Origin of the sequence: Pseudonocardia sp. HH130630-07 (assembly GCF_001698125.1) — a bacterium.
Taxonomy (GTDB): Bacteria; Actinomycetota; Actinomycetes; order Mycobacteriales; family Pseudonocardiaceae; genus Pseudonocardia.
In genome coordinates, this window is sequence record NZ_CP013854.1 from 3,638,936 (window position 1) to 3,654,116 (window position 15,181).

Genomic DNA, 15,181 nt, shown 5'->3' on the forward strand with positions numbered 1-15,181 from the left:
CATGAACTCCATCATCGGGCCGGGTGGCCGAGCCTTCGTCAGATGGCCCGCGGAGTCGGTTGCAGTCATACCACCCTGTCCAAGATCTTCACTGCGCCCGAGGTTCCTCCGTGGGATTCCGTGCACCGCGTCGTACATTTCCTCCACGGGGACATCGAGCAGTTCCGCAGTCTCTGGTACGGCGCCACCGGAGGCGTACCGCCGGCAGCGCCCGCCGGTCCGCCGTCGCCACGGCCCGGCGCGGCGGACGGGCGGGTCGCGGTCCGGCCCGAGCCTCCGCCGGCGGGTCCGGTGATGGTCGGTCCCGATCCGCCGTCCGCAGCGACCCTGCGCCGCCGCGTGACCCGCAGCCTCGACCATCCGCTGGGCAGCGCGTCGCACGGCGACGTCGGCGCGCAGCTCGACCGCTTCGAGCAGGTGCTGCTGGCACTGTGCACCCAGGCGGTCCTCGACGTGCTGGACGAGCGGGCCGAGCCGGCAGCACCGGACGTGCAGGTGCTCTACGCGGGCGGCCACAGGTTGGTGCTGAAGCTGCGGCCGGACCTCCAGCGCGAACGGACCCTGCGGATGACCCTGCAGGACGTCGCCACACCCGATCTGGACGCACCGGGCGTGTACGTCGACCACCGGACCGCTCTGGACGGCAGCATCGGGCGGTTCGACTCGGTGTGCCTCACCCTCCCACGCACGTTCGGGACCGACGTCCTCGGCGGGGTCCGCGACCACCTCCTCGTCACCCTTCGCACCGGCTACGACGTGCTGGAGCGGCGGGCGGGCGCCGCGCTCGCGGCGCTGCAGACGTCCTTCGACCGGGCGCTGTTCGGTAAGGTCCGCGATGCGGTCGCGGCACTGCCGGACGGTGACGTGTGGCTGCTTCTCGTCACCCGGCAGCGGGTGTGCCTCGCGGTGTCGCCCGACGTGGTCACGCGCGTGCTGCGGCAGGCGCGCGCACTCGACGACCCGGTGCTGGCCCCCGTCCAGCAGGCCTACCGGACGCTCGTCGACCCCTGCCCGCTGAACGTGACGATCCGCCAGGCACTGAACAGCGGTCAGCCGGTGGCGACCCGTACCGGGGAGGAACCGGCGCCACGGCGGGACGACCTACTCCGGCGGATCTTCGTGCCCGGCGCCGACGTGGCCGTCGTGCCGCTCGCGGTGGGCGAGCGGATGTCGATCCTGGTCGCTTGCCCGGGAGCGGCCGGTGACGGCGTCGCGCGGGCACTGGCACCACTGCGAGACACCGTCGTGCGCCTCGCCGAGCAGTACTGACCGGTGCCGATCCGTACCGGCCGACGTCGATCCGGGGCGCGATGAACCCGGTCAGGAGCAGACCGATGAGCTTGCAGATGGACACCGAGGTCGCCGAGTCGATCGCACCCATCGCCGCGGCCGCGGCCGCCGCACCGGCGCCAGCGGCCGGGGACTGGCAGACCCGCCGCGACCTCGGCGGCAGCCTGATCAGCACCTACACCGCGGCGCTGCCGGAGCAGGCGGGTGCGGAGATGACCGAGCATGTCGCGGCCGCCCCGGACGGGGCGCCGGTCGCGCTGCGCCTCTACCGCGGCACCACCCCCTCCACCGGGTCGATGGTCGTCTACCTCCACGGCGGCGGGATGTTCCTGGGCAGCCTGGACTCCCACGACCCGCTCTGCCGCCGCTACGCCGTCGCGTCCGGCGTGGCGGTGCTGTCAGTGGGTTTCCGTCTCGCCCCGGAGCACCCCTACCCGGCCGCGGTCGAGGATGCGTACGCCGCGTTCCTGTGGGCCGTCGAGCACGCGATCGAGCTCGGCGCCGACCCGGCACGCGTCGCCGTCATGGGGGACAGCGCCGGTGCCGGGATGGCCGCCGCGGTGGCGATGATGGCCCGGGACCGGGAAGGTCCCCCGCCCGCCCGCCAGATCCTCGTGCACCCGATGCTCGACGATCGCACCGTGATCGCCGACCCGCACCTCGCCCCGATGGTGATGTGGACCGCCGACGACAACCGCACCGGGTGGGGCTGCCTGCTCGGCGACGCCGCGGGCGGCCCGGACGTGCCGGTCTACGCGGCTCCCGCCCGGGAACGCGACCTGTCCGGTCTGCCACCCGCCTACGTCGAGATCGGGCAGCTGGACCTGTTCCGCGCCGAGGCCGCGGACTTCGCCGAGCGACTCGGACTCGCGGGTGTGGACGTCGAGTACCACCTGCACCCCGGCGTGCCACACCTGTTCGACGTGTGGGCCCCGGACTCCGACGTGGCCCGGCGCGCGTTTTCCGATCGGGTGCGTGTGCTGGCCTCGATCTGACGCATCGCCTGGCAGCGCGCGGCTGGTTGGCGGCGGTCAGACCGGTCTGGCCGACCACCAGGACCTCGACGTCCCCGGACGCGGAGGTCACCGGACACTCCCGCCGAGCCACCGGTGCCGCGACACCGAACCCGCGGTGGGCGAGATGTTGATCATCGTGAGACCGGAAGTGGTGCCTACGGGCCCGTCCGACCGGATATCCCCGCAGTGTTCACCTCGCAGGTTCGGGTCGAGGGCAGGGCACATACAGCATGGGGGACAGGTTCACCGGCCGGTGAGCTGGTCGTTTCCGAGGTGCTGACACTGCCCGGCCGGCGTCGGGCTGCCTGATGGAACGGTCACGTTCGGTTGCGGCGGACCGGATGCGCTGCTGGTCACGGGTGCGGTCCGGTGCTCCGGTCGTCGTGGGTGGAGGCCAGTCCCAGGCTGGTGAGCAGGCGGCGGAGGTAGTGCTCGGCCGTGTCCTTGTCGAGGGGTGTGGGGTGGACCAGTGCGCGGTAGGTCAGTGCCCCGGCCAGTTGGTCGAGCAACAGGTCCGGTGCCGGGCCCTGCGGCAGGTCTCCGGCGGCGCGGGCGGAGACGAGCAGCTGGGTGAACACGTCCCGGCGGGGAGCGACGATCGTCGACCAGTACGCGTGCCGCACCGGGCTGTCTCCGGGCAGTGCGGTCACGTGTCGGAGCAGCCCGATGCCGCCGGCGTCGGTCAGCCCGCGCACGGCGAGACGGGTGAAGATCGCCATCTGGTCGGCGTGCGATCGGGTCGCCCAGTCCTCGACCCCGGCCTCGGCCCGCGCGCGTGACCACTGCAGCGCCGCGATCAGCAAGTCGTCGCGGGTGCTCCAGCGCCGGTAGAGGGTGCTGCGGCTGACCCCGGCGTGCGTGGCGACGCCGTCGAACGTCGTCGCGGCCAGGCCGCCGTCCGCGAACAGGGTCAGGGCCGCGTCCAGGATCGCGTCGTCCGCCCGGCGTTCCCGGGGGCGGCCCCGGCGCGCTGGTTGCCGGACTCCGTCGCTCTCATTACGGTGCACATGTGTACCGTAATAGGGAGACGTCGACGGGAGCAGCATGAGCACGGGCCGGATTTCTCTGCGCCAGGAGCAGGAGACGATGTTGATGACACTGCACCTGCACGCCCTGGACGCGGCGTCGGCGCGACCCGTCCTGGGCGATCGGTTTGCCGCGGACCTGCTCGATCGCGTCGAGCACAGGCCGGGTCGTCTGTCCACGCTGGACGGGAACCTTCCGATGATCTGCGCGCGGGCACGGATGATCGACGACGTCACCCGCCGGTTCCTCGACCGGCATCCGGACGCGGTGGTGCTCCACCTGGGGTGCGGCCTGGACAGCCGGGTGTAGGCCGTCGATCCCGGACCGGGCGTCGCCTGGTTCGACGTCGATCAGGAGTCGGTCGTCGCGCTGCGCAGGCGCCTGTACCCGGAACGCGATGGCGTCGCCACGATCGCCGCTTCGGTCACCGAGCCCGGATGGTGGGAGTCGGTCCCGAGCGGGCGCCCGCGGCTGGTCGTCGCCGAGGGGCTGGTCATGTATCTCGATCCGGCAGGTGTGCGGGCGGCCGTCACCGGCGCGCTGGACGGCACGGCGCCGACCGGCACGCTCGTCGCCGACGCCGTCGCGCCCTGGTTGGTCCGGGCGACCGGGTGGCAGCCGGCCATGCGCAGCGGACACCGGGTTCCGGTCTACCGGCGCAGACCTGGACGCGGCGGTCACCCCGCTCCTGGTCCGGGAGCGGGACAGGCCGATCCTGGACGAGGCCGTACAGCGCACCAGCGGCGCGATGTCGGCGTTCCTCCGCACGCTCGGCGTCGTGCCCGCGGTGCGCCGCGGCATGGTCCTGCACACCTACACCACCGACGGCACGGTGCCCGGGCCGACAGTGTGACTCCGGAACACGCGGTGACGTGATCCAGCCGGGCGGACGGGCCGGCGCCCCGTCGGTCGCTCGCGTCACGTCCACCGAACAACGTCACAGGGTCGTTGCGCGCGGTCTGGTCCGGCTGCTGCGGTGGTGCGTCTGGGCCCGGCTGAGCGCGTCGAGCACGACGACGACGTCGTCGGCCAGATTCTCGAACCGGTACGGCGCGGCCGACATTCGCCCGACGGTAGGCGCACGCATGCTCGACGGCCGGATGTGGCGCAGGTGGGGTCGAGAGACCGGCTTTCCGGTTGTCGACGCACACGACCCGGACGCTGCCCGGTGACCCCGGGGTCGCCGGTTCGAATCGCTGGCCGTAGTCGTCGTCAGTGTCTTGATCTGCGGCGATGGGTATCGCCAGTTCCGATCGGCGGTGGGGCACGTACAGCATGGGGGACAGGTTCACCGGCCGGTGAACTGGTCGTGTCCGGGGAACTGGCCGTCCCCGGGCGGCGTCGGAGCGGCTGACGGAGTCGTTCCCGTAGTTGTGATGCCCATCGACAGCCCTCGAACCTGCGCACCCGCCTCCCCGGAGCCAGCGTCGGCTTGTCGATCAAGGCTATTGCGACAGAGTACGTTCGGCAGCCGCCCAGGAGCGCGTTCGGACCGACCTTGTCTGACTGCGGCGCGCCCACATCGCTCCGTAGGTGGGGATTCAGGTCGGCGGTGGGCTGATGTCCAAGATGTAAGGGACGACGTGGAACCCGTCGACGCGGACGGCGTCGGCTTGAGCGCGGAGCTCGTCGAGGTAGGAGTCGCGGTCTTCGCCGCGGGACTTGTGCCATCCGGGAGGACGGCGATCTCGACGGACCCAGTACACGAGGTAGAGCCCGTGGCGCAGTGCGAGTGGACGAAGGTAACGCTCGACGAGCTGTTCTCGTAGCGCGGTGTCGACTTCCACGTTGTTGATCGTCTTTGCCTCGGCGACTGTTCGGATTGAGTGGTTGCCGTAGGGGATGGTGACGGTGAGGTCGGCTCGGTCGCCGATGCCCATGGGCCTGCGGCGCATCACTTGTAGCTCACGGTCCAGGTGTCGTCGCCGCGCCGGGTCGCGATCGCCGGGATGTGTCGTCGCGGTTGCCGAGGGTGATGTCGTCGCGGGTGTCATCGCGGCCGGTGGCCGCTGGTCGTGGCGGTCGTCGCACGACGTGCGGTGCGAGCGAGGACGAATCGGACGACGAGTCGGTGCAGGGGCGCCACGAGTGCCCAGACCGCGGGTGTGGCGCGGTGGTCGTAGCGCACCACAGTCGTGACGATCAGCTGTTCGGGTGCCGCGACGAGGACGACTCGTGGCGTGATCAGTCCGCCGGTCACTCCGTAGGCGAGGGTGTCCGGGTCGTGGCGCAGCAGTCGCCACCCGGGGAGGAGCGAGGACTGGTCCGATGTTGTCAGCTGCAGTCCAAGGACGTGGCGGTGGATCGCGAGGACGGCGGCCGTCATCCACCGCGGCATCACCTGGCGGGCGATCGCCTGCGCGTGCTCGGCTGCTCGGGTGGAGTCCAGTGCGCCCGGTGGGACGTCGGCGGTGAACGCGTCGCCGTAGTCGATCCGGTCCAGGAGTTGCATGGTGGTGACGTGCTGCGGGATGTCGATCCGTCGGGTCATCTCGCCCCCAGTTAGTTTCCTTTACGTACCGTATCGTATCTGGCCGCAGCGTATAGGATTGGCGGCGTGGCGAGAAGACTCCCCGGTCGTCCCCGCGATCCCGCGATCAACGAGGCGATCCTGTCCGCGACCCGTGACCTGATCGCCGAGGTCGGGCAACGCGGACTGTCGATGGAGGCCGTCGCAGCGCGTGCCGGGGTCAGCAAGCCCACGCTGTACCTGCGGTATGCCAGCAAGGCGCTGCTGATCACGGAGGCGCTGTTCGGTCAGAGCAAGGCCAGGGAGATGCCCGACAGCGGACGGGTTCGCGAGGATCTACTGGAGGCCTACCGGTGGGGGGTCGCCGAGTTCGACGCGCCCGAGGCCAGGGCCGCCCTGCCGGCGATGCTCGCCGAGATGACCACGAGCCCGGAATTGCTCCGGCTCGTGCGAGCGCAGGTCGTGGACCCCGAGTACGCGCGGGTCCGTGCTCTGCTGGCCCGCGCCCAGGAACGTGGCGAGGTCCGTGACGGTGTCGACCTGGATCTCGTGCTCGACGTCTTCCTCGGGGTCGTCCTTGCTCGCGCCACCGTCCTGGATCGGCCGCTGGACGACGCGTTCGCCGAGCGGATGGTCGACCTCGTGATCAACGGGCTGCGACCACCTGGGCCCGACGCCTGACGGTCGCCCGCGGACCGGGGACGGCGTCCGGAGTCGAGGTCCCTCCCCGGACGCGGCTGCATCGGGGCGTCGCCGCGAGGGCGAACCCGAGGTAGGTGTGTGCCCGAGATCGGCGACCACCTCGCCGGGCCGGTCGGTGCCCCGCACGTCGCGGGTCCGCTGCAGCGCCGTGGTCAACCGGTGGTGCCCGTCGGTGGCGGGCACAGTCAGTAGCCCTGCCCGGTCTCCGAAGTGGTGCTTCGGGGCCGCGTGGGACACCCCGGCACGTCGGGCCGTCGCGCGCAGGCTCAGCCCACCGGGCCCGTGGGCGGCGAGCTCGGTTCGGGCCGCCTGCAGCAGCGCCTCCCGCACCGGGCCGGTCGCGGGCCGGGCGTGCCCGATGTGTTCGTGGTCGGCTCAGCCGCGATGGACGGCACGGGTAGATCGTTCATCGCGCCACTTTCGCCACCTGGGGTCATCGCGAGCTCGGGACCGACTGCCGCGCCCGGAGTGCACACCGCAGCGCTCAGAGCCCTCAGCGCGTAGAAGATCGGACCCGGACGCCGGTCGGGCTCTCGACCGCCTCGCTGTCAACGTCCCGACCTATGGGGCGTTCTCGTGGTGGTGCGGTGAACGGTCAGGCGGGTCGGTCACCGGGTCCGGTTCGGGGTTTGCTGATCTGCGGCGGGCCGGGTGCTCGGGCTCTGCAGGTGCTGCTAGGCCGTGTGTAACGAGGATCGGTGGCGGGGCGAGTGCGTGCGGTGACACGGGGGGAGCGTGGTCGGGTGTTGCGGTGGTGTGACCTGGTGGAGGCCGAGCTGTGCCGGGTCGGCGGGCAGGAGCTGCTAGGGCGTGTCTCCCAGATAGGCGGAGCGGGGTGCGCGATGCTTGATCGGTGCCGCGTACCGCTGTCCTGACTGATGTCCAGTGGGCCCGTCTGGCGCCGCTGTTGCCCTCCTCCGAGGGTCGTCGCGGGTGCCCGTTCCGCGATGACCGCCGGGTGCTCGAGGGGATCATCTACCGGTATCGGTGCGGGCTTCCCTGGCGCGACGTCCCAGCCGAGTTCGGGCCGTGGCAGACGTTGTGGAAGCGGCACCGCCGCTACAGCGGCGACGGCACCTGGGACCACATCCTGGCTGCTCTTCTGGTCGAGGCCGACGCCGCCGAGGTGCTCGGGTGGGCGGTCAGCGTGGACTCCACGATCATCCGTGCCCACCAGCACGCCGCGACCCTCAAGCGCGACACAGGGGGCCGGATCGAACTACACGAATCTGCTCGCCGAACCAGCAGATCACGCGCTGGGACGGTCCCGCGGAGGGCTGTCGACGAAGATCCACCAGCTCGTTGACGGGCACGGCCGCCCGCTGGTGGTCCTCCTCGGCCCCGGCCAGGGCGGCGACTCGCCAATGTTTCCGCACCTGATGGCGCGCCTGAGCATCGCCCGACCGGGCCCGGGACGACCCCGGACCCGGCCTGAACGCGTGCGCGCGGACAAGGCCTACTCCTCACGCGCGATCCGCCGGCACCTGCGCGAGCGCCGGATCATCGCTGTCATTCCGGAGCCCTCTGACCAGCAGGGACACCGCAAACGACGGGGCTCACGCGGTGGCCGACCGCCCGCATTCGATCCGGTCGACTACCGAAACCGCAACGTCGTCGAGTGCGGGTTCTGCCACGTCAAGCAGTGGCGCGGGCTGGCCACCCGTTACGACAAGCTCGCCCTGACCTTCCGCGGCGGCGCCGTCCTGAAGGCAATCGTCACCTGGCTCCGCGCATTGGGAGACACACCCTAGGGGCACCTCCATGATCGTTCCTGTCGAACTGTCGAGGCCTCCTCGATGTTGGCGTCGGTGCGTCATCGGGTTCGCGCGATGAAGGCGTCTCAGGGCTGGCAGGTCGCCGAGGCGCACGTCCTCTCAGAGGCAGAGCTGATCTCGGTCGGCTGTCCGATCGATGGCCGTCGGCATCTGATCGACGATCAGATGCACGCGGAAGGACTGGCCGCATCCGCCGAACACCGGATCGACGCGCCGAGGTTTCAGGCCGTATGCGGGAAGGTGGTGCTGCCGGACTCTCTAGTGGCGGATCCACGTCCCGACTGTCTGGCCTGCGCTCGCTGCGCGGCGTCGAGGTTGCGTGAGGCGCGAGAGCGCGTGGTGACTCGCAGAGTCCCGACTCAGAGCTGCCCGCTGCCCGTCGTCGACAGCCTGATTCGGGTGGTGTCCATGAGCGGCGCCGTGCTGGCCCGGTTCCACGGCGGCAGAGATCACGAAGCGACGCGCTGCCCGTCTCACAGAAACTACGAACTCGCGCCGGGGCGTCACGCCCGGCGCACCGCTGGACCAGGAGAAATCTGAGATGACCGCGAACTCGGCGCTCAACGAGCACCACGGGTCACGGCCCGGACCGGCGGCCGTCGCACTGCTCGGCGCGCAAGACTCCACCGCTCACGACGAGGTGACCGGGCTGCTGCTGCGACGGCCGTGGACCTCGCGAGCCGAACGCGCTCCGGCTGCCGCCGTGCCGACCGGTCGCCCGACGTTGCTGCTGATCGACCTGGACGGGTTGAAGTTGTGGAACGACTCGTTCGGACACCTTCCGGGGGATCGTGTGCTGGCCGAGGTCGTGGGGGCACTGCGACGCTCGTTGGCCAGGCCGGTAGCCAACTGGGCAGGGCGGGCGTGACCGGGGGTGCGCGGCTCGGGCGCCGAGCTGAGCTGACGTCGGTGGCCGGTTCGGATGGCGCGGCCGCTGCGCCGCCGCGGAACCCGCTGGCGGGGGTGTCGATTCTGGACGTGTTCGAGTCCGCCGCCCACGACGATGTGACGGGCACGTTGCTGCGGGGGGTGTGGCGCACGCGGGCGGAACGCGAGATCGCGGCCGCCGTGCAGTCGGGTCGTCGTCCGGCGCTGCTGTTGTTCGACGTGGATCACTTCAAGCAGTGCAACGATCGCTTCGGCCACGCTGCCGGGGACCTGGTGCTGGCCGAGGTCGTGTGGACGATCCGGCGCGGCCTTCGCCACGTGGACCTGATCGGGCGCCTCGGCGGGGACGAGCTGGTCGCGCTGCTGACCGATGACCACGAACTCGCCCAGGCAGCACGGATCGCCGAGCGCCTGCGTCGGCGGGTGGAGCACCTGAGCGTCCCGGTGCCCACCGTGCGCGCCGCCAAGCTGGCCGGCACAAGAACCGGAGACGCCGACCACAGGCAGACCACCGAAGTGACGGTGTCGGTCGGTGCCGCAATCGGTCGGCCAGGTAGCGCGCCTGAGCTGTCGGTTCTGCTGGAGGCAGCGGACGGAGCGATGTACGCGGCGAAAGCGGCCGGACGCAACACGGTGCGCGCGGTGGAGACCACAGCGGACGGCGTCACCGGGACGCCGGTCGCGCCGACCTCGACCTGTCAGGCGAGGTCACCGTGGTGAGTCCGGTGAGCAGGCCCTCTGAGCAGATGGCGTGGATGGTGGAGCTGCTCTGCGAGCAACGAACCCAACGTGACGGCGGCGGCATGTGCGGCCAGGGCGGGGATCCAATGCGGGTCTTGCAGGCCGGGGCTGGTGGCCCGCTGTTGACGGCGTTGTTGTGCCGCAGCATGGGCGACCGGCACGTGGTCCTTGCCGAGCTCGACCCGCGCGACGGCGCGGAGTCCGCAGCCGCGTTGGAGCGCCTGGGCTGGCACCCGGAAGTCCTCACCGCCGCACCCGGCCCGCTCACCGCCTGCCACGGCCTCTACGACGCCATCCTGCTCGGGCAGCTCGTCGACGCCGGACAGGCCGCGCAGCAGAGGGCCTGGCGTCGTGTCGCGGCGTGCCTTTCCCAGCTCGCGCCCGGTGGGCGGCTGCTGGTCTGGCCGACCGGTCCCGGCTGCGTGCCGCCGTTGACGGTCGGGATCTTCGACCGCGTCGGAGACGGTCAGGTGCTGCACCGCCGTAGGACCGCCCCACAACTGTCACCGGCTGCGCGGTCGCTGGCGGCTCATCCGCTGTCGGAGCATCCGTTGGCCTCTGATGAGCGGAACGCGCTTGCCGTGCTGGTCGCCGACCAGGGGTTGCGCGCCGAGATCCGCGCCGCGCACTGCGCCGACGCCGCGGGGTACTGCCGCGGGTGCGCGGAGCTCTGCGACACCCCGCAGCCGTCCCCGTGTCCTACCCGGACTCTGGCCGACCTCGCGGACGTCTGGATGACGTCGTGACAACACCAGAGACGACGGCCGGCGGAGGCGACGATGTCGGCTCGGCCGGTGACCGGGTGCGGTGTCTCAAGTGCGGCAACGACGTCGGGCAGCCGTCGCGGGGCGTGGCTGGTGTACCGGTGTGCGGCCGATCGATCTGCGCGGCGTTCGGCGCCCGCTGCGACGCCGTGCTCGCAGCGCTGGCACGGCTCCCGGGCTGGGCGTCGGTCATCGAGGTCACGCGCGCCCTCGACACCGCGACATCCACCTCCTCGGCCTATCACAGCCTGCGCCACCTGCGACGCGCCGAGCTGGTCGCGTCCCAGGCCCCACCGCTCGGACAGCGACACATCAGCGGAGGGCGCACACCGCACGTGTACCGGCTGACCCCTACTGGTCGGGCCCTTGCCGCGACGATCCCAGCTCCGGCACCGCCGACACCAGCGGCGCCAGCGAAACCGGCGGCACCGATTGGCGTCCGTCCCGCACGGGCTCGACCGGCCATCGGCTACCTGAGTTCGGCGCGCCTGTCGGTACCCGAACAGCGCCGTGTCGCGCGCGTGCTGGCGCAATGGACCCGCGAGCGCGGATTCGACCTCGTCGACCTGGTCACCGAGACCCGGCCCGGCGCGCGGGACGGGTTCGACCAGCTTGTGGCGGCTGTGGCCGGCTGCAACGTCCCGACGGTGGTCGTGCCCTCCTACGGGCACCTCGCGCTCGACGCGCGTCGGCAGGCGGCGATGGTCGATGACCTCGAAGACGTCGGCGGCGTCGTCGTCGCAATGGATGACCTCGGCGGTCGAGGTGACCGCGGATGATCCCGATCGAGGACGGTGACCGCGCCGCGGCGCCGCATGTCGCTGGTGCCGCGAGGTCGGTCCTGGTGATGGCTTCCGGTCGGCATGGGCGGCTCCCCGGCTCATGCCGACCGGTTCCCTACGAGCAGTGGTCGGCCGTGGACCGGGCGGGGGCGGCGTGACCGCGCGTCTGGAGGCGCTGCTGGCCGGGCTACCCGACCCCACCACGGCCAGGAACGGCGGCAAGGTGTTCACCCGCCGCTACACCACAGTGGACACCGGGGCGGCGGTCACCCTGGTGTGCGCCGATCGGCGGGTGCTGTGGCTGACCGATCGCCTCGCCGGACACGCCTACACCGTGGCCGGCCCTGGCCCGGGATGGCGGGTCCAGCTTGACGTCGTCGACGAGCGGATCTTGGCGCCGCTGGCGTGGGCGTTCGCCGGCGCACCGGTGCGCGCCACCGACCCGGACATCGCGATCCGACACCTGCACACCGGGCGGTGGGACGCGTTCAGCGCCGATCGCGACCGCACCCTGATCCTCGCCGACCCCGACCAGGGCGTGGTGCGCGTGCTCACCACCGACTCGACCGCGGGCCACCGGTGGGGTCCGCAGCTGGTTCGCCAGGCGATGACCGCGCAGCTCCGCGCTGCCGGGGCGGTGCACGCCCACGCCGCTGCTGTGGTCGTCTCCGGGATCGGGGTCTTGATCGCTGGACTGCGCGCCAGCGGCAAGACCACGACCGTCCTGGCCGCGCTGCGCCTGCTCGCCGCGGATCTGGTCGCCGATCACCGAGTTCTGCTCGCCCGCGACCCCGACACCAGCCGTGGCGGCGGCCTGGTGGGCTACCCGTGGCCTGCGCCGGTCACCGTGCGCTCCGGGGCGTTGCTCGGGCATCCGCAGCTGCGCACGCTGCTCGGCGCCCCGGACCCCCGCGCGCAGATGACCGGGCACTCGGTCACCGTCGACCCGGCCCAGAACGCCGTCCTGCTCGCCGGGGGACGGCTACGCGCCCGCGTCCGGCCGCGCCTGATGCTCTGGCCGCAACTCGCACTCGACCGCAGTCCCCACACAGCACCCGGCCCGCCGATTGCCCGCGGTGAGGTGCGTGCCCGGTTGACTCGGACCCGGTTGTTCTTGATCGACCCGGGTCGGGGCCCGAACGAACCCACCGACGACTGGCTCACTGACCCGACCCCGCCGACCGAGGCCGGCCGCATGGGGCAGGCGTTCCGGACGGTCGTCGAGGACCTCGCGGCCGTGGACTGCCACCGCCTCTACGTCACCCCCGACCCGGTGGGTATCGCCCGCCAGATCACCGCGCTACTCCCGACGGCGCCCCTGCGAGCGGTCTCATGACCGCCCCGGCACGACCAGACGCGGCCAAGATCGCCCACGCCGGTGATGTCCGGCGAAACGCCCACGAGCACGCCCACCGCGGTGGCACAGTCCCCGTGTTGGCGAGCACCGCTCGCCTGGATCGGTTAACGCCCCAGGAACCGGCCCGGTCATTCGCGTGCCCTGCCGTGCGAGCGCGCCTGGGGCGACGCTTCAGATGAGCTCAGGATCGACTCGGGAATCAAGGAGAGGGAATCAGTGAACCCGTCCGGTGCGGATATCACGAAGACACCTCGTGCACGCGGGGCAACGCAGCCCTGCGATGTCGAGGCGAGAGACTCCGAGGTGCCGCCGGCCCGACACGCGCCGTCGGCGTCGACACCGGCGGCCACGCCTTCAACGTTGCCCCCGCCGCCGGTGCCCGACCAGGACGCGGACGCGGTCCTCGACCGATTGGCGGCGGCGTGCGCGCAGACCCTGGCCGACCGGCCCGGCGTCCCGAACACCGTCGCCACCGAGCAGTGGGCGCGGACCCGGTTCATCCGGGCGAAGGCAGTCACGTTCGCTCGGGCACGCGGCGCCGACACCCGGGTGGTGGCGATCGCCGCGCTGATCGAGGGACTGGACCCCGCGACCGCCCCGACCCACGACCCGGGCCGGAACTCCGGACGCGACTCGGGCCGAGACTCCGGAGGCGATGTCCATCTCCTGATGGCGCGTGCCGTGCTGCGCCAGGCCGATGTCGACCGGGACGACTGGGCGCGGGTCGAGCAGATCGTGTGCGACAGCCGGGCTCATCCGCTCGACGATGGGTTGTCGGTCGAGGCGCAGGTCCTGCACGACGCGTGCACGTTGTTCGAGGTACTGCCCATCGGGCCGGTCGTGGCTGCCGCGCAGCGGGACGGTGAGGCCCGGGCGGCCGAGGACCGGGCCGATTTGTGGGAGGCGGCGAGGTCGAGACTCGACGCCCTGGACGCTCGGCTCGAGGCGGACCTGTTCTATTACAGCGACGCCGCACTCACCCGGTACGGCCGCTGGGCCGCCGCGGTCCGCGAGCTGTGGAGCGCGGTCGCCGACTCCGCCGACGACCTGGACGTCCAGGAGCTCGTGGCGCGGTTGCCGGGCGGCGGGGACCCCGCAGCCGCCCGCCGCCGGATGGTCGACAACCTCGCTCGCGACGGCTGGCTCGACACGCCCGCGGTGCGCCGGGCCGTCGAGGTGGTGCCGCGGCACCTGTTCATGCCGGCCGGTACCTCGCTGGAGCTGGCCTACAGCGACCGGGACGCGGTGGTCACCAAGCGCGACGAGACCGGGCGGTCGATGTCGTCGGTCAGCGCGCCGTGGCTGCAGGCCGCCATGATTGACCAGGCCGAGGTCGGTGCGGGCTCGCGGGTGCTGGAGATCGGGTCGGGCGGCTACAACGCCGCCCTGCTCGCTGAGGTCGTCGGGCCGGACGGTCTGGTGGTCAGCGTCGACATCGACCCGGAGGTCGTCGACCGCACCCGCACCCGGCTGCAGACCACCGGGTACAGCGGGCGGGTCCAGGCCGTGGTCGCCGACGCCGCGCACCGCGTCCTGCCCGACGGGCAGCTGGTGGACGCGGTCGTGGTGACCGCCGGGGCGTGGGACATCGCGCCGGCGTGGTTCGACCAGCTCGCGCCCGGTGGCACGTTGGTGGTGCCGCTGCGGATGCGCGGGGCGACCCGCTCGATCGGGTTCCGCCGCGTTGACGATCACCTGGAGAGCAGCTCGGTGCAGGTGTGCGGGTTCGTGCCCATGCAGGGCGCCGACGCCCATGACGAGGTCCGGGTCCCGCTGCGGTTCCCCGGTGACCCCGACCGGCAGGTCAGCCTGCGCTTCGACAGCGACACCGCCCCCGACCCGGACAGCCTGCGCGTGGTGTTCGACGGCGCACCCACGACGGTGTGGTCGCGGGTCGTGCTGGGCCGCCGGGAGTCGACCGCGGATCTGTCCCTGCGGTTGGCTACGCACTGGCCCGGCTACTGCGCCATGGATGTCGAGGACGGCACCGAGCTGATCCCGAGACCCGCGCGGTGGTGGCCCCACGGCGTCGCCCACGAGGGCGCGCTGGCCTACCTGGTGCACCGGCCCACCAAGTACCCAGACGAGAACGGGGCCGGGGACACGGTCGAGCTCGGCATCTGCGCTCGCGGCGAGGGCGCCGACCGGTTGGCGACCGCGATGATCGAACAGGTCCGGGCATGGGCGGCCTCGCGGGACGCGACACCATCGTTCAGCTTCTGGCCGACCGGAACGACACCGCCGGATGTCCCGGAGGACGAGGCGGCGGACTGGCTGCACAAGCCGCACGGGGACCTGCGCGTCACCTGGCCGCCGATCCCCGCGGACATCGGTGGTCAGCGTGGGTGACCGGGCGATGACAAACGCGGG

The 15,181-nt window shown here is 71.9% G+C and carries 16 protein-coding genes and 2 pseudogenes; 12 read left to right on the plus strand and 6 right to left on the minus strand.

The genetic code is table 11. From position 1 onward, the window contains the following. Positions 1–42 precede the first annotated feature (42 nt). Both AFB00_RS17280 and AFB00_RS17285 read left to right on the plus strand, forming a co-directional pair. Entirely contained in the window at positions 43–1,269 is a 1,227-nt protein-coding gene (locus AFB00_RS17280; protein ID WP_156819589.1) for a hypothetical protein, read from the plus strand. Positions 1,270–1,334: 65 nt separating this feature from the next. After that, on the plus strand, positions 1,335–2,285 hold the full coding sequence (locus tag AFB00_RS17285; protein WP_068798096.1) for an alpha/beta hydrolase: 951 nt from the start codon (positions 1,335–1,337) through the stop codon (positions 2,283–2,285). A gap of 374 nt (positions 2,286–2,659) precedes the next feature. Here AFB00_RS17285 and AFB00_RS17290 read toward each other — a convergent pair whose 3' ends face one another. Continuing rightward, complete coding sequence (locus AFB00_RS17290) at positions 2,660–3,313, minus strand: TetR/AcrR family transcriptional regulator (RefSeq protein WP_068798097.1); 654 nt, start codon at positions 3,311–3,313, stop codon at positions 2,660–2,662. Between the two features lie 37 nt (positions 3,314–3,350). On the opposite strand from AFB00_RS17290, the gene AFB00_RS17295 reads away from it, so the two are divergent. Next, positions 3,351–3,641, plus strand: coding sequence for a class I SAM-dependent methyltransferase (locus AFB00_RS17295; protein ID WP_068798098.1), 291 nt, complete (start codon positions 3,351–3,353; stop codon positions 3,639–3,641). Between the two features lie 41 nt (positions 3,642–3,682). Here AFB00_RS17295 and AFB00_RS17300 read toward each other — a convergent pair whose 3' ends face one another. From AFB00_RS17300 to AFB00_RS17310, 4 genes are all read right to left on the minus strand, one after another. Then, on the minus strand, positions 3,683–3,958 hold the full coding sequence (locus AFB00_RS17300) for a hypothetical protein (RefSeq protein ID WP_068798099.1): 276 nt from the start codon (positions 3,956–3,958) through the stop codon (positions 3,683–3,685). A 311-nt stretch (positions 3,959–4,269) separates the two neighbouring features. Continuing rightward, positions 4,270–4,395, minus strand: coding sequence for a hypothetical protein (locus AFB00_RS35505; protein ID WP_257785235.1), 126 nt, complete (start codon positions 4,393–4,395; stop codon positions 4,270–4,272). A 478-nt stretch (positions 4,396–4,873) separates the two neighbouring features. After that, on the minus strand, positions 4,874–5,212 hold the full coding sequence (locus AFB00_RS17305) for a hypothetical protein (protein ID WP_156819591.1): 339 nt from the start codon (positions 5,210–5,212) through the stop codon (positions 4,874–4,876). Between the two features lie 110 nt (positions 5,213–5,322). Beyond that, positions 5,323–5,823 (minus strand): DUF2867 domain-containing protein, encoded by a 501-nt coding sequence (locus AFB00_RS17310; protein ID WP_068798101.1) that lies wholly within the window; start codon positions 5,821–5,823, stop codon positions 5,323–5,325. Between the two features lie 66 nt (positions 5,824–5,889). On the opposite strand from AFB00_RS17310, the gene AFB00_RS17315 reads away from it, so the two are divergent. Next, entirely contained in the window at positions 5,890–6,483 is a 594-nt protein-coding gene (locus AFB00_RS17315; protein WP_068798102.1) for a TetR/AcrR family transcriptional regulator, read from the plus strand. A gap of 267 nt (positions 6,484–6,750) precedes the next feature. Here AFB00_RS17315 and AFB00_RS34945 read toward each other — a convergent pair. Further along, positions 6,751–6,834: pseudogene (locus tag AFB00_RS34945) on the minus strand (hypothetical protein); the annotation flags it as partial. A 523-nt stretch (positions 6,835–7,357) separates the two neighbouring features. Here AFB00_RS34945 and AFB00_RS32045 point away from each other — a divergent pair. The 8 genes and pseudogenes from AFB00_RS32045 (at position 7,358) to fxlM (ending at position 15,160) form a co-directional block, all read left to right on the plus strand. Further along, positions 7,358–8,255 (plus strand): annotated as a pseudogene (locus tag AFB00_RS32045) (IS5 family transposase). Positions 8,256–8,333: 78 nt separating this feature from the next. Next, a complete protein-coding gene (locus AFB00_RS33350; RefSeq protein ID WP_156819593.1) occupies positions 8,334–8,819 on the plus strand; it encodes a hypothetical protein in 486 nt (161 codons plus the stop codon). Between the two features lies 1 nt (position 8,820). Then, positions 8,821–9,147 (plus strand): diguanylate cyclase, encoded by a 327-nt coding sequence (locus AFB00_RS17330; RefSeq protein ID WP_068798103.1) that lies wholly within the window; start codon positions 8,821–8,823, stop codon positions 9,145–9,147. A 41-nt stretch (positions 9,148–9,188) separates the two neighbouring features. Then, positions 9,189–9,887 (plus strand): GGDEF domain-containing protein, encoded by a 699-nt coding sequence (locus tag AFB00_RS17335; RefSeq protein WP_197519569.1) that lies wholly within the window; start codon positions 9,189–9,191, stop codon positions 9,885–9,887. Positions 9,888–9,922: 35 nt separating this feature from the next. Next, positions 9,923–10,654, plus strand: a complete 732-nt coding sequence (locus AFB00_RS17340) for a hypothetical protein (RefSeq protein WP_156819594.1) — start codon at positions 9,923–9,925, stop codon at positions 10,652–10,654. Continuing rightward, positions 10,651–11,451 carry a hypothetical protein gene (locus tag AFB00_RS33355; RefSeq protein WP_156819595.1) on the plus strand — a complete coding sequence of 267 codons (801 nt, stop codon included), beginning with the start codon at positions 10,651–10,653 and terminating at the stop codon, positions 11,449–11,451. The genes AFB00_RS17340 and AFB00_RS33355 overlap by 4 nt, the downstream gene beginning before the upstream one ends. Before the next feature lie 157 nt (positions 11,452–11,608). Further along, entirely contained in the window at positions 11,609–12,790 is a 1,182-nt protein-coding gene (locus AFB00_RS17350) for a hypothetical protein (protein ID WP_156819596.1), read from the plus strand. Between the two features lie 396 nt (positions 12,791–13,186). Beyond that, positions 13,187–15,160, plus strand: a complete 1,974-nt coding sequence (gene fxlM, locus AFB00_RS33360; RefSeq protein WP_156819597.1) for a methyltransferase, FxLD system — start codon at positions 13,187–13,189, stop codon at positions 15,158–15,160. Positions 15,161–15,181 lie beyond the last annotated feature (21 nt).